General features: G+C 62.0%; 13 protein-coding genes. 6 read left to right on the plus strand and 7 right to left on the minus strand.

Features of this window, described 5'->3' with window-relative positions; all coding sequences use genetic code 11:
- From GE253_RS09000 to GE253_RS09010, 3 genes are all read right to left on the minus strand, one after another.
- Positions 1-2,589: a glycoside hydrolase family 2 protein gene (locus tag GE253_RS09000; protein ID WP_153203783.1), complete on the minus strand. Its 2,589-nt coding sequence runs from the start codon at positions 2,587-2,589 to the stop codon at positions 1-3.
- Positions 2,586-4,892 (minus strand): family 20 glycosylhydrolase, encoded by a 2,307-nt coding sequence (locus tag GE253_RS09005; RefSeq protein ID WP_211101403.1) that lies wholly within the window; start codon positions 4,890-4,892, stop codon positions 2,586-2,588. Before GE253_RS09005 ends, GE253_RS09000 begins: the two co-directional genes overlap by 4 nt.
- Before the next feature lie 395 nt (positions 4,893-5,287).
- Complete coding sequence (locus GE253_RS09010) at positions 5,288-8,011, minus strand: TonB-dependent receptor (protein ID WP_153203785.1); 2,724 nt, start codon at positions 8,009-8,011, stop codon at positions 5,288-5,290.
- Between the two features lie 565 nt (positions 8,012-8,576).
- Here GE253_RS09010 and GE253_RS09015 point away from each other — a divergent pair.
- From GE253_RS09015 to GE253_RS09025, 3 genes are all read left to right on the plus strand, one after another.
- Complete coding sequence (locus GE253_RS09015) at positions 8,577-9,314, plus strand: GntR family transcriptional regulator (protein WP_153203786.1); 738 nt, start codon at positions 8,577-8,579, stop codon at positions 9,312-9,314.
- Between the two features lie 149 nt (positions 9,315-9,463).
- Entirely contained in the window at positions 9,464-12,370 is a 2,907-nt protein-coding gene (galA, locus tag GE253_RS09020; RefSeq protein WP_153203787.1) for a beta-galactosidase GalA, read from the plus strand.
- Positions 12,371-12,447: 77 nt separating this feature from the next.
- Positions 12,448-13,716 carry an FAD-binding oxidoreductase gene (locus tag GE253_RS09025; protein ID WP_153203788.1) on the plus strand — a complete coding sequence of 423 codons (1,269 nt, stop codon included), beginning with the start codon at positions 12,448-12,450 and terminating at the stop codon, positions 13,714-13,716.
- Between the two features lie 9 nt (positions 13,717-13,725).
- On the opposite strand, the gene GE253_RS09030 is transcribed toward GE253_RS09025, so the two are convergent.
- The 3 genes from GE253_RS09030 to GE253_RS09040 form a co-directional block, all read right to left on the minus strand.
- Positions 13,726-14,280 carry an FKBP-type peptidyl-prolyl cis-trans isomerase gene (locus tag GE253_RS09030; protein ID WP_153203789.1) on the minus strand — a complete coding sequence of 185 codons (555 nt, stop codon included), beginning with the start codon at positions 14,278-14,280 and terminating at the stop codon, positions 13,726-13,728.
- A 117-nt stretch (positions 14,281-14,397) separates the two neighbouring features.
- Entirely contained in the window at positions 14,398-14,892 is a 495-nt protein-coding gene (locus GE253_RS09035) for an FKBP-type peptidyl-prolyl cis-trans isomerase (RefSeq protein ID WP_153203790.1), read from the minus strand.
- A gap of 2 nt (positions 14,893-14,894) precedes the next feature.
- The gene (locus GE253_RS09040) at positions 14,895-15,539 is read right to left on the minus strand and encodes a hypothetical protein (RefSeq protein WP_153203791.1); all 645 of its coding nucleotides are present in this window, start codon (positions 15,537-15,539) and stop codon (positions 14,895-14,897) included.
- Between the two features lie 190 nt (positions 15,540-15,729).
- On the opposite strand from GE253_RS09040, the gene GE253_RS09045 reads away from it, so the two are divergent.
- The 3 genes from GE253_RS09045 to GE253_RS26220 all read left to right on the plus strand — a co-directional run bounded on the left by GE253_RS09045 (position 15,730) and on the right by GE253_RS26220 (position 18,884).
- Positions 15,730-17,400, plus strand: a complete 1,671-nt coding sequence (locus tag GE253_RS09045; protein ID WP_153203792.1) for an NAD+ synthase — start codon at positions 15,730-15,732, stop codon at positions 17,398-17,400.
- Positions 17,401-17,639: 239 nt separating this feature from the next.
- Entirely contained in the window at positions 17,640-18,023 is a 384-nt protein-coding gene (locus tag GE253_RS09050; protein WP_269910826.1) for a chemotaxis response regulator CheY, read from the plus strand.
- Positions 18,024-18,029: 6 nt separating this feature from the next.
- Positions 18,030-18,884, plus strand: coding sequence for a protein phosphatase CheZ (locus GE253_RS26220; protein ID WP_153203793.1), 855 nt, complete (start codon positions 18,030-18,032; stop codon positions 18,882-18,884).
- A gap of 117 nt (positions 18,885-19,001) precedes the next feature.
- Here GE253_RS26220 and GE253_RS09060 read toward each other — a convergent pair whose 3' ends face one another.
- A complete protein-coding gene (locus GE253_RS09060; RefSeq protein ID WP_153203794.1) occupies positions 19,002-19,904 on the minus strand; it encodes a DUF817 domain-containing protein in 903 nt (300 codons plus the stop codon).
- Between the last annotated feature and the right edge of the window lie 16 nt (positions 19,905-19,920).

Below are 19,920 nucleotides of genomic sequence, written 5' to 3' on the forward strand. Positions count from 1 at the left end.
TTATTGCGGTCCCAGGGTACGAAGGGTCAAGGCGCGCTTCAGCGCGGCGGCGGTGGCATCGGAACGGACATCAACGGTGATGCTCTCACCCGGCAACAGGTCAAACCCATCGTCGGACGGCTGGGCGGCGGTGGCGCCGAAATCCAGCATCACCGCGCGGGCCAGGGCCGTGGCGGTGATCGTCACCTTTTTACCGTCCCATTCGGCCTTCAGGCCGGGGGCGGGATAGGCCATGTCCTTTGGCAACGCGCGTTCCACAATGGTGCGGGACACGGGCTTGCCATCCAACAGTAGTTCCGCCACGGCATAGCTGGCCTTGGCATCGGCACCATGGAACAGATCGGCATCCGGGATGCTGGCGACCTGGGTGGCGCTGAGCGGCAACATGGTCACGGCTTCTTCCCGGTTGCCGATAACCTTCCCTGCCATGTCGAAGGAACGGATACGCCATTGGCCGGTGATCGGCTGGGTGGCGTCAGAGACGACGGAAACCACGGTCGCGCCGTCGCGGTGCTGGGCCACGATGGCCTGCGGCGCGAAGAAGCGGCGGGCGGCGTAATGCAGCAGCTTCCAGCGACCGTAATAATCCATGCTGGCCCAGGAAATGGCCGGCCAGGTATCATTGATCTGCCAATAGAGCGAACCCAGCGTCACCGGGCGGCAGGCGCGGTGATGGCGGGCGGCCATATCAATGGCCTGGGCCTGGTTCACCTGGGTCAGATAGACCAAGTCGGCGAAATCCTTCGCCGGGCGCAGACGCTGATCCATATAAAGCTTCAGGCGGTCATTGCCCTCCCCGGCCAGGAACTTCTGGTGCGCCTTCAGCACCGGGCTGTCGATAGCCAGATCACCTTTGCCGGCGAAGTCCCGGATGGTCGCCATGTCGGGCATGGACTGGAACCCATATTCCGACATGAAGCGCGGGCAGGATTCCAGATACTTTTCCACCGGCTTGGACCCGGACCAGACATCCCAGAAATGGCGGTCGCCATCCTTGTCCGTATCGGTCGGCCCTTCATAATCGGTGGAGGGGGAACCCGGCCAATAGGGGATGCCCGGCGAGCGGGTCAATACCGCATCGCGCAGCACGCGGTCGAACAGTACGGCCATGCCGACGCCGACCCGCTCCTGCTCATCCGGTCCCACCTTCTTCTTGAAGGCCTTGCGGTCAGACCAGTTTTCCCAGCCCGACAGAACCTCGTTATTGCCGGCCCAGACGACGATGGAGGGGTGGGATTGCAGGCGTTCCACCTGCTCTTCCGCTTCCGCCTTCACGCTGTGGCGGAATTCCGCATCCGGCGGGGTAACGGCCCCGCCGAACATGAAGTCCTGCCAGACCATGATGCCCATCTCATCCGCCATGGCGTAGAAGGCATCATGCAGGTAATAGCCGCCGCCCCAGACGCGGATCATGTTCATGTTGGCATCACGCGCGCTGGTCAGCACGTCGCGCATCTGGGCTTCTGAAACACGGGCCGGGAAATTATCAAACGGGATCAGGTTGGAGCCCTTGGCGAAGATCACCATGCCGTTGATCTTGAAACCAAAGCTGCCCTTGTCGCGCACCAGTTCGCTGGTGCGCAGGCCGATGCGGCGTTCCACCGTGTCGGCGGCCCCCTGCCCGTCACCCAAATGGCCGGAAACCTTGTAAAGCGGCTGCGCGCCATAGCCCACCGGCCACCAGCGCTGCGGCTTCTCAATGGTCAGCGGAACCGTCACCTCATTCACGCCAGCGGCCACCTTGGCCGTGCGTTCCACCTTCTGCACCGTGCCGTCGGGCGCGGTGATACTGGTGGTCAGCGTCACCGTGGTTTCCTTGTCGGCAACAACGCGGTAGCGGGCCAGCAGCCGCGCCTCCGCATCGTTCAGCGCTTCTTGATGCACCAGCAGCGTATCGACGCGGGCGTCATCCCAGACTTCCAGATTGACCGGCTGCCAGACGCCGATATTGACCAGACGCGGGCCCCAATCCCAGCCATATTGATATTTCGGCTTGCGGATATAGGGGCTGGTCTGCTTGCCCTTCGGCTCATCACCATAGGGGCTGTCATATTCGCCGGGCAGCGGGTTGGCTTCGGCCAGCACCTTGGGCTGCAGCGTGCGGATGGGCGAGGCGATGGAGACGATGATCTCATTCTCCCCCGCCTTCAGCGCCTGTTTCACATCCACCCGCCAGCGGCGATGGGCGTTATCGGTGGAGAGCAGCGCCTTGCCATTGACGCTGACGCTGGCAAACGTATCCAGCCCGTCAAACACCAGTTCCAGATTGTCGCGCGCCAGCATGGCGGGCGTCACCTGGAGGGTGCGGCGGAACTGCCAGTTGGTCATGCCGGCCCACTGGATCGGCGCCTCGTTAATCCCCTTGAACGGGTCGGGCACGCGGCCGGCACTGATCAGATCCTGCTGCACCGAACCGGGCACCAGGGACTTGAACCATTTGGATTCCTTGGGATGGGCCTTGGCCGCATCCGCATCGGCCGGATCGATACGAACCTGCCATTCACCATTCAGGGAGACGACATCCTTCGGCGCTGCCAGCGCGGAAGTGGTCAGCAGCAGGACGGAGAGGAGAGCGGCACGGATCTTCATTGGGCCTTCTCCTTCAGCGTCACGCTATGCACCGTATAGAACGGGTCCAGCAGCGAAGAGGTAAACTGGAAGCACATGTCGGCATCCCCTTCCAGCTTCGGCAGGCTGCCGCTGAAGCTGAAGCGGGTGGGGGCGGTGTTGGGATCGGGCAGCGGGAAAGTGGCCACCACCGTCGGCTTCAGCTTGCCCTCGCTCTTGGCGGCGGCAATGCAGTTGGCGCTGATCACCAGTTCCCCATGGGTGGTGACGGCATAATGATGCCGCAGCGCCTTTTCCTCATGCGCCAGACCATAGTGACGGGCCAGCCGCGCCACCTCCACAGTGAAGCTCTTGGCGACATCCAGCGGGGCGGCCGGATAGGCGGTGCAGGTATCGAAGATATTGACGTTATAGGCCGGCGCATTCTCCCTGGCGCCAGAGGTTGCCGGCACACGCAGGCCCAGCGCACCGCGCGGGCAGGCCACCATGTCCGACGCGCTGCGGGTCAGCAGCGCTTCCCGCGTCGTGTCAAAGCTGCGCGGGGCGGCCGTGGGCTGACCCTGCTTGTCAAAGGCAACGGCGCGGATGGTGGTGCCGGGCTTGACCGTCAGCGTCTCCTTGAACGTCTTGGACTTGGCTGTCGGTTCCTTGCCATCCAGCGTATAGCGGATGGTGCCGTAACCGGCCTGGGTAGTCAGGTTGACCTTCACCTTATTGTCACGCAGGGCCTGGCCGCGCGTGCCATCCAGCTTGAAATCCACGGCAAAGGCGCTGTCGGCCACATGGATGCCGGAACGCTCCCAGCGCTGCATCTGCGGGCGCACCCGGTCCAGGAAGCTGGTGAAATCGCGCTTGCCCTTATCGGACCAGACGATTTCCGCCACCGCCGCCGCACGCGGGAAAATTACATGCTGCACCTGATAGGGGGTGGCCAGATACTCGCTCCAGGCATTGGCCTGGGCGCCCAGCACATGCTTGGCCTTTTCCGCATCGATGCCAACGGGCATCGGGTCGTACTTGTAGACATCGGCCAGGGTCTGGATCGACAGGCGACCCGGCGGCTCATCCGCACGGTCGCTCTGCAGGCTGTCCAGATACAGCGTCGGGGCCGGGCTCAACACCACATCATGGCCGGCATTGGCGGCGGCAACCGCCCCCTTCTCCCCCCGCCAGGACATGACGGAAGCAGATGGCGGCAGACCGCCTTCCAGAATCTCATCCCAACCGATCAGGCGGCGGCCCTTCTGCGCCAGATAGGCGCCCAGCTCGTCGATCACCCAGGTTTGCAGATGATTTTCATCCCGCAGGCCCAAAGCCTTGATCTGGGCCTGGATTTCCGGGGAGCGTTCCCACTGGTCCTTCACTGCCTCGTCACCGCCCAGATGGACGAAAGTGCCGGGGAAGACGGAAATCAGTTCATCCAGCACATTCTTGATGAACTGCATTCCCTTCTCATTGGAATTCAACAGATAAGGGTTGATACCCCAATCATGCGACACAACCGGGCGATCCCCAAACACGCCGATTTCCGGATATGCCGCGACCAGCGCCTGGGCATGGCCCGGCAGATCAATTTCCGGCACGATGGTGATGCCGCGTTCGGCGGCATAGGCGACCAGCGCCTTCAACTGTTCCTGGGTGTAATAGCCGCCGACCTTTTCGGTCGGGGCCGGGCCGCCCGTGCTGGGGCCCTGACGCCAGGCACCAAGCTCGGTCAGCTTGGGATATTGCTTCACCTCAAAGCGCCAGCCCTGATCATCGGTCAGGTGAATATGCAGGGTGTTCAGCTTCACCGACACCATCTGATCGACGATGCCGTAGAGGAATTCGATCGGCTGGAAGTGGCGGGCCACATCCACCATCAGACCGCGCCAGCCAAAACGCGGCGCATCCTCAATGGACAGGGCTGGCACCGTCACCGGCTTGCCAAAATTGTGATCAGGGCTCAGCAACTGCGCCACCGTCATGGCGCCATAGATCAGGCCCCGGTCGCCAGAGGCGGTGACCCGGATACCCGTGGCATCCACCGACAGCTTATAGGCTTCGTCACCGGGAACAGCGGGATCGCGCACCAGGGTGATGGCACCGGCCGTGCCAGCCGCCGCCAAGGACAGGCCGCGTTCGACCTTCACATGCGCCGCCAGCAGCCGCGCCGCCGCCGTCGCACCGGCATCCCCCGCCGGCAGACCAATGGTTGCCCCATCCGAAACCGTGAAGCTGCCGGTGGCAGCGGCTACCTTCTGCGGCATGGGCACGAGCGGCGGTAATGTTTGCGCTATCGCGGTGGAGGCGAACAGCGTCGCCAGCCCGATTGATATGCTCAATGCAGCTCGTTTCATCCATGCCTCACTGGTTCTGTATTGGTATTATAGAGGGCTCTGCTTCGGAAACTGCCAAATCCGCGCAAACCTTGAGCCTCTTAGCGGAAACGCGACATCAAACGGTCTTAAATGACCGCATTGTTATCATAAAGGTATGGTGCCAAAGGCTGCGCGCCACGTCTATGCCTGATATGCGCGAATGACCAAAAAAATCCACAGCATCCCTGTTGCCAAGACGCAGACATGCGAATGCACAGGCGCGATATCGGTAACCGCGCCTGTGCATTCAAGACCATGCGATGTGCAGATAAAAAAATTCCCATGGGGCCCGGTCCTGACAGCCGGGCCCCATGGGAAAGGCCTCCTTTCCCCAAAGGGAAAGGAGGCGCTGGGAGGAATTACATGCGGTAAGAGATGGACGCCGCGTAGGTCCGGCCATTCTTGTAGAAGGCGGTCGGACGGTCACGGGTGCCGTTATACTGGATGTAGGTTTCGTCCAGCAGGTTCTGGGCATTCACAGTCAGCGAGATCGCATCGGTGATCTGGTAACCGGCCGAGAAGTCCAGCTGGGTATACGGCGCCACCATGTCGCGCGAGTTCAGGCGACCGATGGTGCGGAAGTAGGACGAACGGTAATTGTAGCTGAGGCGAGCCTGGAACGGACCATCCTCATAGTACGGGATCACCGACACGGTATGCTTGGACAGGTACGGCAGGTTCAGCTCGCCCAGGGCATCGCTGGAGTCCGTGGAGCTGTCAGCATAGGTGTAGTTGGCCTGGATACCAAAGCCATTCCAGATTTCACTCTGGCCGGCGATCAGGACACCGTTCACCTTTGCAGAACCGGCATTGATCGGGCGGTTGACCGTGTAACCATCCTCAAAACGCTGATTCAGACCATTGAACAGACGGACATTCGTCTGCTTGCTGTTCAGGATGTAGTTGTCAATTTCACGACGGAACAGTTCCAACGAAATCAGCGTGCCGCGCTTCGGATACCACTCGGCCGAGATTTCGTAGTTCACCGACTCATAGGGCTTCAGATTGGGGTTGCCACCGCCAGCATCCTTGGTGACATCGTTCTGGGAGAACGAGCCAGCCAATTCGCCGTAACGCGGACGGGAAATCACCTTGGCCACAGCACCGCGCAGAATGACGTTCTCTTCGAACTCATAGGCGATGTTGAAGTTCGGCAGGAACTTCAGATAATCGGTTTCGACCGACTGGACCTGCGGGACCGGGTTGTCGTTGCTGGTCAGCGCGAAATCAGAGACGTCGCGGGTGTAAACCAGACGGCCACCGATGTTACCGCGGATGTTACCCTTCTCGAAATTCAGCTGGGTGTAGCCAGCCGCCACATTTTCCTGCACGCGGTTGGAAGCGCCAATCTTGCGACCCAGGTCGAAATTGATGCTGTCGGCCAGGATCTTGATGACGGCTTCACGCGGCAGGTTCAGGTACTTGGTGGCATTGCCGCTGCCGCCGCTGCCGTCGAACACACCATCCGGGGTAACCAGGGTTTCAACACCCAGCTGGGAGGCCAGCTTGGAGGTGGACAGATAGGTGTTCAGGCCAGCCGCATCGACGCGGTTGACATGCTCGGTGATACGGCCACCGAACAGCAGCTTGGTGAAGGGACCGAATTCCAGCGGGATTTCGGTATCGACACCGCCATAGATGTCACGATCGGTGGTCTTGCTGTAATCCAGCCCGCCAATCTGCGCGGCGTTCAACTGAACGCCGTTGACGATCATCGGCTTGCCTTCGAACGTCTGCTTGTTGTTGTTCGGGTTGGTGAAGTAATTGGCCGGATTGGTCGGATCACCCTTGAAGTTGACCGTCGCGCTATCATCCGTGAACGCATAGTCAAAGCCCAGCTTGGTCTGGACGTTGAACAGATATTCCGGATCGCGGCCACCGGTGGCCTTGCTCCAGCCGCCACTCAGCTTCACCTTGGCGCCGCTGCTGCCTTCCCACTCACCTTCCAGATTGAAGCTGTCGGTCTTCAGCTTGGTGCGACGAACCAGGGTGTCCAGCTGGGCGCTCTGGCTGCTGGCCGGGTCGAATGAAGCGGCCGTAACGACACCGTTATTGACGGTGGCGGACAGCAGCTTGTCACCGGTCCAGGCACCCGGAATGGTGTACATGGACTGGCTGTAGTTGTTGTAATTACCGTCGATATGCAGACCGCTGGCGGTCAGCGTGATCTCTTCCGACGGACGCCACTGGGCGGTGCTGGAAACGCTGGTACGCTCACGCACCTGCTGGAAATAGGCATAATTGATGCCGAACGGTGAAACGGCCTTGTCCAGGTCGGCGACGCTGCCGCCGGTGATCTTGGCGTTCGGGTTCTTCAGCACGCGCTGACCAGCCGCATTGGTGGTCAGGAACGGGCTGCTACCGCCATTGACATTGTCATAACCGAAGAACTCGACACCACCGCGGGTCAGGTTCTGACGATCATAGGTGACGGCGCCGAGGATACCGAAGGTTTCGTCGTCGTTCTTCCAGCTGATCAGACCGGAGGCGCGGCCATTGCCCTTCTCCGCACGATCATTATAGGAATAGCCGGCCGAGGCGAACATGGAACCGGAGTCCATGTCCAGCGGCTTGCGGGTGCGGACGATGACGGTACCGCCAATCGAACCTTCTTCGATCTGGGCTTCCGGCGACTTGTAGACCTCAAGACGGTCCACCAGTTCCGGCGCCAGCAGAGAATAGTTGAAGGTACGGCTGGACGGGTCGTTGTCGTTACCACCCCAGTCGGCCGAAGCCAGGGCGTGACCATCCAGCAACATCCGGTTCAGGGCCGGGTCGGTACCATGGATGGCGACCTTTTCACCCTCACCGAAGCGACGATCGATGGAGACGCCGGGGATGTGGGACAGCGATTCCGCCACGTTACGATCCGGGAACTTGCCCACATCTTCAGCGGAAATGACGTCAACCACGGAATTGGCCTGACGCTTGACCTCAATGGCCTGACGCAGGCTGCCACGAATACCGGTAACAATAATTTCTTCGAGCGTTTCGCCACCAGCAGTTTCCTGCGCCTGGGCCTGAACGCCACAAGCCAAACCCGCCAAAGCAGTGGAAACCAGAATCAAGTGCCGCAATTTCATTGTCTTCCCCCTGTTGAAAAGATGCCCCCGGCCAAGAGCGCCGCCAGGCAGCACACCCGCCATCCGGCAGGCACCATTCCACACATTTTTTGTCGGCTAGGCCGAACACTGTTAGCGCTAAAACGAACATAACCAATTCATACCAAACATGCTACCTCTTTTAAAATTTCGTGACGATCGCATGAAATATGGGCAAGCGTTTGATTACCTTAAGAAATTCTTCTACTAACACCAAGGAGCCAACGGTGACGGCGGCAGAGTCTTTTACGACCGTGTAAATCTTGCCACAGTGTCCTTCCCCTCCTTAATACCAACTCGTAACAATCACTTTCCAGCAGCAACCCAAAGCCGCAAAAGCACATAACATTTTCAGGTGAATAGGCGCCTCAAATAACATGGTATGCAGGCCGCCTTCGGCGAGGCACCCGGACAATTCCACATTGCGGCAGGGCGCTCATGCCGAACACCAATATAGACCTTGGTCCATACCGGTTGCCCTGCTGTTAAGCATGATATATTTCTGACGCTATTGGGTGCGGCGCAAGATCGCCGCCAGGGAGGCGTAATGGCGTTTTCGGATTTGGTGGGACGCTTCCGGGCGGATAACCACTCCCCTTTATACATTCAGCTTCAGCAGCTGATCCGCGATGCGATCAGCGGCAATGTGTTGAACCAGGGAGATGCCATTCCGCCGGAACGCGATCTGGCGGTGGAATATGATGTTTCCCGCATCACCGTACGCAAGGCGATTGCCGGGTTGGTGGAGGAAGGCTTGCTGACCCGTCGGCGGGGTGCGGGCACCTTTGTCGCCGGCCGGGTGGAAAAAAGCTTCTCCAAGCTTTCCTCTTTCTCCGAAGATATGGCGGCACGCGGGCGCCGGGCCAGCAGCAGCTGGATTTCCAAGGGCCCCGGACAGGTCAATCCGGAAGAGGCCATGGCATTGGGCCTCTCCCCCGGTGCGCCCGTATTCCGCTTTGCCCGTATCCGCTACGCCGATGATGTGCCGATGGCGCTGGAATTCTCCACCATCGCCGGCTATTGCCTGCCGTCAGCCGATGCCGTGGGCAGTAGCCTTTATGCTGCCCTGGAAAAGGCCGGCAGCCGCCCGGTGCGGGCGCTGCAGCGGCTGCGCGCCGTGCCCTTCCTGGGTGACCATGCCAAGATGCTGGGTGTGGATGCCGGTCATGCCGGCCTGCTGATCGAGCGCCGCGCCTTTCTGCGCGATGGCCGCGCGGCGGAATTTACCCGCTCCTATTACCGCGGCGATGCCTATGATTTTGTTGCGGAATTGAGCGACATTTGACGTTCTTCTCCGGGGCGGCCACTGTCTGACCGCCCGTTCTGCCGGAACAGCCGGCATGGCTGCCGCCCTTTCTGCGCGCCATCATTCCTTTCCCCGCACAAACCAAACACCCGGCGCGCCATGACGCGCCCTTCGATGGAGCCTGCGCCATGGACCGTCGCCAGATTTTGCTCGGCACTGCCGGTATCGGCACCGCACTGGCGGTGAAAAGCTGGTTGCCGGGGGTGGCCTTCGGGGCCAAAGCGGTGCCCGGTGATGGCTTTCCCCTGCCGCCACCGCTGGATGCCCCCTGCCCGCAGCTGCCAGAGACCGATCCGTTCCGCAGCCGGCTGGATCAGGGCTGGCGTTTCCATGAAGGAGACATTCCCACACCCGTTCCCGTGGGACATCACGCGACATATCTTTCAGTGAAGGCCGGCAATGCTGGCGGGGCAGCTGCCCCCGGCTATGATGACAGCGATTGGCAGCCGGTGCTGCTGCCCCATGACTGGGCATCGGAGCAGCCTTTTGTTGAGAACGCTAACATTTCTCAGGGTTACCGGCCGCGTGGCATCGGCTGGTATCGCCGCACCCTGCGGCTGGACCCGGCCGATCGCGGCAAGACCATTGAACTCCATTTCGGCGCCATCGCCACCCATGCGACCATTTGGGTCAATGGCAGCATCGTGGCCCATAATTGGTCTGGTTATAACAGTGTCTACATCGACCTCACCCCATTTGCCCGGTTTGGTGATGAGCTGAATGTCATCGCCATTCGTGTTGATGCCAACGCGATGGAGGGCTGGTGGTATGAAGGGGCCGGGCTGTACCGCCATGCCTGGCTGGTCCGCCGCGCCCCGGTGGCCATCATCAGCGATGGCATTCACTGCGATCCCCGTCGCGGCACGGATGGGCGGTGGCAGGTACCAGTCACCGCTACGCTCGCCAATATTCAGGCGGCCCCGGTAACGGTGACGGTGGAAACCACCCTGCTGGCCCCCGATGGCCGTGACATCGCCACGGCACAGAGAAGCGTGACAGTACCCGTGCTGGACCGGGCGGAGATTGCCTTGGCGCTTGATCCGGGGTCGGTCCGCCTCTGGTCGGTGGAAGACCCCGTTCTCTACGCGGTGCGGGTACGGGTGTTGCGCGAAGGTGTCGTGACCGATGAGCGCACCTGCTTCATCGGCTTCCGCAGCATCCGCTTTGACGCCGATCAGGGGTTCTTTCTCAATGACCAACCGGTGAAGCTGAAAGGCGTCTGCCTGCATCAGGATCATGCCGGAGTCGGTGTCGCTGTACCGGACAGCCTGATCCTCTGGCGGCTGGAGCGGCTGAAGGCCATGGGCTGCAACGCCATCCGCATGTCGCACAATGCACCCAATGCCGAAATGCTGGATTGGTGTGACCGGCTGGGCTTCCTGGTGATGGATGAGAACCGGCTGTTCAACCCCGCCCCCGACTATCTGGCCCAGCTGGAATGGCTGGTGCGGCGCGACCGTAATCATCCTTGCGTCATCCTCTGGTCGGTCTTCAATGAGGAGCCGATGCAGGGCACCGAGTCGGGGGTGGAGATGGTGCGCCGCATGGTGGCGGCGGTGAAACGGCTGGATGACAGCCGGCCGGTGACGGCGGCGATGAATGGTTCCTTCTACGATCCGGTGAATGTCTCCACCGTCGTCGATGTCATGGGGTTCAACTATTATCAGGAACATTATGACCGGTTTCATGCCCTGAACCCGACCAAACCCATCACCAGTTCGGAAGATACCAGCGCCTATCAGACGCGCGGCGCCTTCCACACCGATCCCTCCCGCAACATCATCACCTCCTACGACACAGAGGTGACGAGCTGGGGCAACACCCACCGGCAGAGCTGGAAGAATATCGCCGAGCGCCCCTTCATCGCCGGCGGCTTCGTCTGGACCGGTTTCGATTACCACGGGGAGCCCACCCCGCATGTCTGGCCCAGCATTGCCAGTTTCTTCGGCATTCTGGACCTCTGCGGTTTTCCCAAAACCGCCTTTGGCATCCATGCCGCCCATTGGATTGATGACCGCCCCGTCATCTTCATGGCCCCGCATTGGACCTGGTCCGGCCGAGAGGGCCAGACAGTGAAGCTCTTCATCAGCAGCAATGCTGACGAGGTCATCCTGAAACTGAACGGGCGGGAAATCGGGCGGCAGAAGGCCGACCGCTTCATGGGCAATGAATGGGATGTCCCCTATGCTCCGGGCCGGATTGAGGCCGTGGCTTTACGCGCTGGCAAACCCGTCGCTTCCACGATGCATGAGACAGCCGGTGCCCCCGTGGCCCTGCGCCTGACGCCAGCCTGGACAAGCATGGCCGGCGATGGGGAGGAGGCACAGCCGATCACCATTGATGCGGTGGACGCCAAGGGCCGCCACGTCCCCACGGCCAACCTGATGACGCGTTTTCAGGTGGAAGGTGCCAGCGTCATCGGCGTCGGCAATGGTGACCCCAACAGCCATGAGCCGGAGCAGGGCAACAGCCGCTCCCTGTTCAACGGTCTGGCCCAGATCATCATCCGGGCCGATCAGGGCAAGGGGCGCATCACGCTGCTGGCGGAGGCCGATGGGCTGAAACCGGCTAGGCTTTCCATTGAGCGGCTGGCCGCATCCCCCCGCCCGCAGGTACCGGTCACCCCACCCCGTCTGGCGCTGGAGGAGTGGCGACGCTCCCCCCTGCTGGCGGAAAAACCCGCCCCTACTCTAGCCCCGGCTGATGGGGACAATAACAGCTGGGCTTTCCTGCGGCCCGGCACGGCCACGCCGACGGAATCCCAACCCGGCTGGCGCGTCTATCGCACCCGCTTCCAGCCCTGGAAACGGATGGCGGCCGAAGGCGGGCTGCTGCGTTTCGAACAGGTCGGCGGCCGCGCTGAGCTTTGGGTCGATGGGCGGCTGGTGGCGGAAAAATCCGCAGCCGGGGTGGGACCGCTGCAGGCAAGCTTCCCCGCCGGTACGGGTTTGCGCAGCGTTGTGCTGTTGGTGGAGTCAAGTGCCGGCACCGCATCGGGTCTGCTGGGCAAGGTCAGCGCGCTCGTCAACGGATAGGCCCGCTGAACATGGCTTCTCAACGGCTTGCGGTGTTATGCTGCCGCTGCCCATGAGGAACCGAGCCGGAACCGATCATGCACCATGCCCCGTCCTGGTACGCCGACACCGCCCATCCCGCCCCCACCCGCCCGATGCTGGTGGGGGACACGGCAGCGGATGTCTGCATTGTTGGTGCCGGCTATACGGGGCTGGTAACGGCCATTGAACTGGCGCAACGCGGCCTGTCCGTGGTGGTGCTGGAGGCCGCGAAGGTTGGCTGGGGCGCATCGGGGCGTAATGGCGGCCAGATCGTCACCGGCTATAACAAATCCATTGCCGAGATCGAACAGCTGGTGGGCAAGGCCGATGCCCGGCGGCTTTGGGACATGTCGGAGGAAGCCAAGCAGATGCTGGCCGATCTGGTGGAACAGCACCAGATCGATTGTGATCTGAAATGGGGCTATCTGCTGGCGGCCTTGAAACCGCGGCATATCACTGCGCTGGCGGAGCATCAGGCGGAACTGGAAGGGCTGGGCTATGGCCAATCCCGCCTGGTGGGCCAGGCGGAAATGCGTGAGATGGTGGCAACCAAAGCCTATCTCGGCGGCCTGTATGATGCCGGGTCCGGCCAGTTGCACCCGTTGAACTATGCGCTGGGGCTGGCCCGCGCCGCTGAAAGCCTGGGCGTGCGCATCCATGAGGATAGCCGGGTGGTGCGTGTGGAGACCGGCGACCAGCCCTTCGCCACCACCGCCACCGGCAAGGTTTCCGCCCGCTATCTGGTGCTGGCCGGCAATGCCTATCTGGGCGGGCTGGCCGGGGCCGCCAGCAGCCGGATCATGCCCGCCGGCACCTATATCATCGGCACCGCGCCAATGGACCCGGCCAGGGCGGAAGCGCTGATTCCCAACGGCATCGCCGTGGCCGATATCAATTTCGCCCTGAATTATTACCGCCGCTCACCCGACCACCGCTTCCTGTTCGGTGGTGGTGTGAGCTATTCCGGCTTTGATGCGCCGGGCCTGAAACAGAGCCTGCGCCGCACCATGTTGCAGTATTTTCCGCAACTGGCCGATCTGGGGATCGATTATCTCTGGGGCGGCCATGTCGCCATCACCATGAACCGCCTGCCCCATCTAGGCCGGCTCAGCCCCACCACCTATTTCGCCCATGGCTATAGCGGCCATGGCGTGGCGCTGACGGCCATGGCCAGCCGGGTGATTGCGGAAGCCATCGGCACTCAGGCCGAACGGTTTGATATTTTCGCCCGCATCCCACACCGCCCCTTCCCCGGTGGTCAGGCTCTGCGGATGCCGGCCCTGGTCCTGGCCATGACCTGGTACCGGCTGCGCGATTTACTGTAAGCCGCCGCTTTACCGAATCATGTTCGGGTTCAGCAGCAGATTGGTATTATCCGGCTTGCGCGTACCCAGCAATTCGATGGTGAACAGCAAGGTGGATCCGCCAGGGATGCTGCCCGGCTGCCCCCGCGCGCCATAGCCCAGCTCCGACGGGACCGCCAGTTCCCAGGTCTCCCCCACCTTCATCATCGGGATGGCTTCCTGCCAGCCGCGAATCAGGCCCGACAGCGGGAAGGAAGCCGGGCGCCCCCGGGTATAGGAACTGTCAAACACGGTACCGTCGATCAACACCCCGCGATAATGCACGGTTACTTCATCCGTCAGGGCCGGGCGGGGCGCATTGCCCACCGCCTGCTTCATGACGCGGAACTGCAGACCGCTGGGGGTGGTCCGCCAGCCGGGCTTCTTGGCATTTTCAATCAGATATTGCTTCTGCGGATCGATACGCGGCAGGGTCAGCGCTGCATCACCGCCAGCCGGCGGCGTCGGCTGCTGGGCGGCGACGGGCAGAGCCTGCAAGACCAGCAGGGCAGCAGCAAGAAGGGCGGGCTTGGACAGGACGGACATGTGGGCGACGGCTCCGTTCCGGCGACAACGGGGAAAGACATCAACTGCGCACGGGCGTAGCACGGAAGACGGCGCAGAACCATCCCCCTTGCCGCCGCACCCGCATCCCCCCGGGCGTCAACCGCCGCCGCCGATTTCGCTGCTCAGCTTCGGCGCTTCCAGCCCCAGCAATTCTATGGTGAACAGCAAGGTGGCGTTGGGCGGCACCTTGCCGGTGGATGATCCACGCACGCCATAGCCCAGGTTGGCCGGCACGGCGATTTCCCACTTATCGCCGACATGCATCAGGGGCAATACCTCCTTCCAGCCAGCAATCACCCGTGTCAACTGCAGGCGAACGGGCTTGCGCCCTTTGGCCGTATCGTCAACCACGGTGCCGTTCAGCAGGCTGCCGCGATAATGCAGGGTGGCATAATCGGTCAGCAGCGGGCCCCTGCCCTTGCCGGGGCCCGCCTCCACCACCCGGTAACGCACGCCACCGGGCGTGGCCTTCCAGCCCGCCGCATCCAGGGACTGGAGATATTCACCCTCCGGCAAGGGTTCCGCCCGCGCCAGCGACGGCACCAGGGGGGACAGCAGGAAGGCGAACAAGGCGCCCAGAATGCGCAACATCCTCACTTCTTCTCCTCCTGAAAGGCGGGCGGTACCCGCCCCGCCTCCGGCTCCATCTCCATCATCCGCAAGCCGGGCGGCGGGGTAAACAAGGCGGCATCCTGCGGCCCGCGTTTGATGTCGGACAGGCGCATCGCCATGTCGATCGGCCCGGCAGCATCGCTCACCTTGCCTTCGATCCGCATATAGATGCCGTCGGGCGTGGACCAGACGGTGCCATCAAAGGCCCCCCCTTGCGGGAAACTGTCCTGCACCCGGTAGCGCGTTACCTTTTCGCCGGCCAGCGTCTCCGCCCCCTGCGGCTTGGCCTCCAGCCCGGCCAGGGCGGCCGGTACCACCCCCACTTCCGGATCGGTGATGTCGATCTGCATGGCCATCCGGCTTTCCGGCTGGATGACGATGGCCTTCTGCTGGTCCGGGCGCACGATCAGCAGATTGTTCAAGCCATCAACCCGGCTTTCGCGGCGCTCCTTGCCATGATCATGGTGGACCACCGCTTCCAGGACGGCGCCATTGATGGTCAGCGTCTGGCGGGCCTGATATTGCGCGGCCGGGGCCGGCAGATGTTCGGCCAGCGCCGGCACGGAAGGCAACAACAGCAGCCCTGCGGCAATCAACCGCCCGATCCGGCGATTATCTCTATCCATGGTGACAAGCTCCCAATCTCAGGCCCAGAGCGGGCAGCCCTTCCCGGCGCGAGGGTACGGCGGGGACGGAAGCGGGGCAAGCCGGATGAACCGCCGCTTGTCGGCTTGACCCCTTATGCTCTACCGGAGCATAAGGGATGTGCCCGGCCCGATTCTCCATCCCAGCGGCCGGAACGGGACCGGAAGCAGAATGACCGATCAACTGACCATCGCGCTGGCGCAGATCAACCCCACCGTTGGTGCGCTTGAGCATAATGCCGGGCTTATCCTGGCCGCCCGCGATGAAGCGGCCCGATCCGGTGCCGATCTCGTGGTTTATCCCGAATTGTCGGTCAGCGGTTATCCGCCCGAAGATCTGGTGCTGAAGCCCTTCTTCCTCGACAAGGTGGAAGATGTGGTGCAGGCCCTGGCCGCCCGCACCGCCGATGGCGGCCCCGCCCTGCTGGTGGGAGCCCCCTGGCGGGTGGAAGGGCGGCGTCACAATGCGGCCTTGCTGCTGGATGGTGGCAAGATCCAGGCGATCCGCCTGAAACATGACCTGCCCAATTACGGCCCCTTTGATGAAAAGCGGGTGTTCGATGCCGGCCCCCTGCCCGGCCCGGTCAATTTCCGGGGCGTCCGGCTGGGTGTGCTGGTCTGCGAGGACATGTGGAAGCCGGATGTGGCCGAAACCCTGGCAGAGACCGGGGCCGAGCTGCTGGTGGTGCCCAATGGCAGCCCGTTTGAGCTGGAGAAGATCGACCAACGCCTGTCGCTGGCCGTGGCCCGCGTCACCGAAACCGGCCTGCCCCTGATCTATCTGAATCAGGTGGGCGGGCAGGATGAGCTGGTATTCGATGGCGCCAGCTTCGCGCTCAATGCCGACAAGGGGCTGGTGGCCCAGATGCCGGCCTTCGTGGAATACGTCGCCATCACCCGCTGGACCCGCGGGGCCGATGGCTGGGTGGGCCGGTCCGATGAAATGGTGCCGCCGCCGGAATCACTGGCTGCCATTTATGGGGCCATGGTGCTGGGCCTGCGCGATTATGTCGGCAAGAACGGCTTTCCCGGTGTGATCCTGGGCATGTCGGGCGGCATTGATTCGGCCATTTCCGCCGCCGTGGCGGTGGACGCGCTGGGGCCGGAGAGGGTGCATTGCGTGATGATGCCCAGCCCCTATACCAGCCAGGACAGCCTGGATGACGCGGCGGAATGCGCCGGGCTGCTGGGCTGCCGCATCGATACCATCTCCATCGGGCCGGCCATGCAGGCCTTCGATACGATGCTGGCCCCCAGCTTCAGCGGCCGGGGCCCCGACATCACGGAAGAGAATCTGCAAAGCCGGTCGCGCGGCGTCACCCTGATGGCGCTCTCCAACAAGTTTGGCGGCATGGTGCTGTCCACCGGCAACAAGTCGGAAATGTCGGTCGGCTACGCCACGCTCTATGGCGACATGTGCGGTGGTTATTCGGTACTGAAGGATGTCTACAAGACCACCGTTTACCGGCTGTCGCACTGGCGGAACCAGAATCACCCGGCCGGTGGCCTGGGTCCGGCGGGCCGGGTGATTCCCGAACGCATCATCACCAAGGCCCCCACGGCGGAACTGAAGCCCGATCAGAAGGATCAGGACACCCTGCCGGACTATGCCGTGCTGGACGATATCCTGGAATGCCTGGTCGAACGCGATATGGCGTTGGCCGATATCGTGGCGCGCGGCCACGATGCCGAAACGGTCAACCGCGTCTGGCGGATGCTGGACCGGGCCGAATATAAGCGGCGGCAGGCACCACCGGGCGTGAAGATCACCTCGCGCAGCTTCGGCAAGGACCGCCGCTACCCGATTACCAGCGGTTTGCTGTCCCTCCTGCGCCGCACTTGATGAAAAGGTTCAAAAGGTCAGTTCCACCAAGCTTGACAAGGGGCAGCACGGAAACCAAAGTGCGGCCTGATCCGCCGGTAGGGTTATGATTGTTGGCTTGTTTCAAACGATCAGTTACCCTCTGGTGGTATCATCATACGGTCGGTCACGGAAACCCGGTCAGGGTGGATCGACCATATGGTGAGTAATGTATTAACGCGATACATCTTGGCGCAACACGTTCAGGTGGGGGTTCCGCAGTGTCCTTGAACATTCAAGTGCTGGTTGTCGATGATTATGCGACGATGCGGCGTATCATCAGGAACCTGCTTACCCAGATCGGGTTCACGAAGATCGAAGAAGCAGCCGATGGCGCTGAAGCACTGGCCAAGCTGCGTGCTGCCCAGTTCGGTCTGGTGATTTCCGACTGGAACATGGAACCGATGACAGGCCTGCAGCTTCTGAAGGAAGTGCGCGCCGATGTGCGGCTGAAGGCGACGCCCTTCATCATGGTGACAGCCGAATCGAAGACGGAAAACGTGATCGCCGCCAAGGAAGCCGGTGTGAACAATTACATCGTCAAGCCCTTCAACGCTGACACGCTGAAGAAGAAAATCGAAAGCGTTCTCGGCGCTCTCGGGTGATCGGCCGTGTCGGAGATCATTGATCTTTCCGACGCCGAGTTTGATCAGATCGAAGACGCGTTGCTGTCCAGTCCCCGTGGTCGCGCATTCCTTCGGGTGCGTGACCGCCGGCACCGGGCTGTATCGCTCGACGATCTCCGCCGCATCGTGCGGGAGCGGCGGGAACCTCCTGAGGTCGATCAGCGCTCGCACATCAAGATCCTGCGGCGGGAGCTGCAGGAGCTTTCCTCCCATATCGCGGAGACGCGGCGTGAAATCGCCGCCCTGAAGCCGGATGATCCGTCCGCCAATCGCATTATGCGGGCGACGGAAGAGCTTGATGCCATCCTGCAATCCACCGAGCACGCGACAACCGAAATCCTCAACGGGTCGGAACGTATCCAGTCAGTCGCTGACCGGTTGCGCAAGGATCACCCTGACCTCGCCCAGATTCTGGATGCGGAGGTGACGGAGATCATGACCGCCTGCTCCTTCCAGGATATTACCGGGCAGCGGATGACCAAGGTGGTCAATACCTTGCGTTATATCGAGCGCCGTGTCCATGCGATGATCCAGATCTGGGGTCTGGAAGGGGTGGAGGAGAGCGACCTGTCCGCCGTCTTGACGGAGGACAAGGATACCAGACCCGATGCCGACTTGATGCACGGCCCGCCCCTGCGCGACGCCATCAATCAGGATGCGGTGGATATGCTACTGGCCGGGGCTGCTTCGGCATTGAAGCAGGTGGATGATCCCTTGGCCACAAGGCCGGCCACGCCGCCTCCCGCAGCAGCACTCACTAAGGTGACGACCGAAGAGCTGGCGGCGGAAGTAGATACAACACCGATGTCGCAGTCGGCTGTGGACGACCTGTTTCCCTGAACGTAATGCTGCTGAATGGAAACAGGCTGCAATCTCTCCGTAAGCCATAAAAGCCAGGGTCACATCCGCGGCCCTGGCTTTTTTAGTTCCGTGCTCTTGCGCAGCCATGCGTCCCCATTACCCTGTCTGCAGCTGCGCCCGATCATCATAGGGCAAGGGGAATGAAACCGGACGCCGCACCAGCGTGACCAGCACATAGGACAGCAGCATCAGCAGGAACCAGGAGCCGAACTTGGCCGGCGATACCATGGCCCAGCCATCGCGCTGGCTGGGATAGATCCAGGCCCCGGCGAAGGTGCCGATATTCTCGGCAAACCAGATGAACAGCGCCACCAGGGCAAAACCCAGCAACATCGGCATCCGGCGATGTTCGTGCCAGATGCGGAAATGAATCCAGCTGCGCCCAAACAGCAGCGCCGCCACAGCGAACAACAGCCAGCGCAGATCGAACCAGTAATGGTGCAGGAAGAAATTGCCATAAGCGGCCAGGGCAAAAGGCAGCGTGGCCCACAATGGCGGATGGCGGGTAAAGCAGAAATCGAATAGCCGCCAAGCCCGGGCGATATAAGAACCAACAGCGGCATACATGAAACCGGTAAACAGCGGTACCCCGCCGATACGCAGCAGGCTGGGCTCTGGATAGACCCAGGAACCCATGGCTGTCTTGAAAATCTCCATGCCGGTGCCGACCAGATGGAACAGGGCGATGACCAGCGCCTCCTCCCGCGTTTCCAGCCGCAGCCGGACCAGCAGCACCTGCAAGGTGAGTGCGGCCAGTGTCAGGAAGTCATAGCGGGCGAGCGGCAGATCGCGCGGATAGAACAGATAGGTGCCCAGCAACAGCGCCAGCATCAACCCGCCATAAAAACAGGCCCAGGCCTGCTTCACCCCAAAACGCAGGAACTCATATCCTGCCAGCGCCAGTCCGCCCCGCGCGGCGGCGGCCTGCGCGAACCGGGCTTCCCGGTCGATAAAACGCGCCAGAAAGGGCCACGCCCTGGCGCTGGATGGATACAGCATGGAACTTCCCCCGATT

Origin of the sequence: Niveispirillum sp. SYP-B3756 (genome assembly GCF_009495745.1) — a bacterium.
GTDB lineage: Bacteria > Pseudomonadota > Alphaproteobacteria > Azospirillales > Azospirillaceae > Niveispirillum.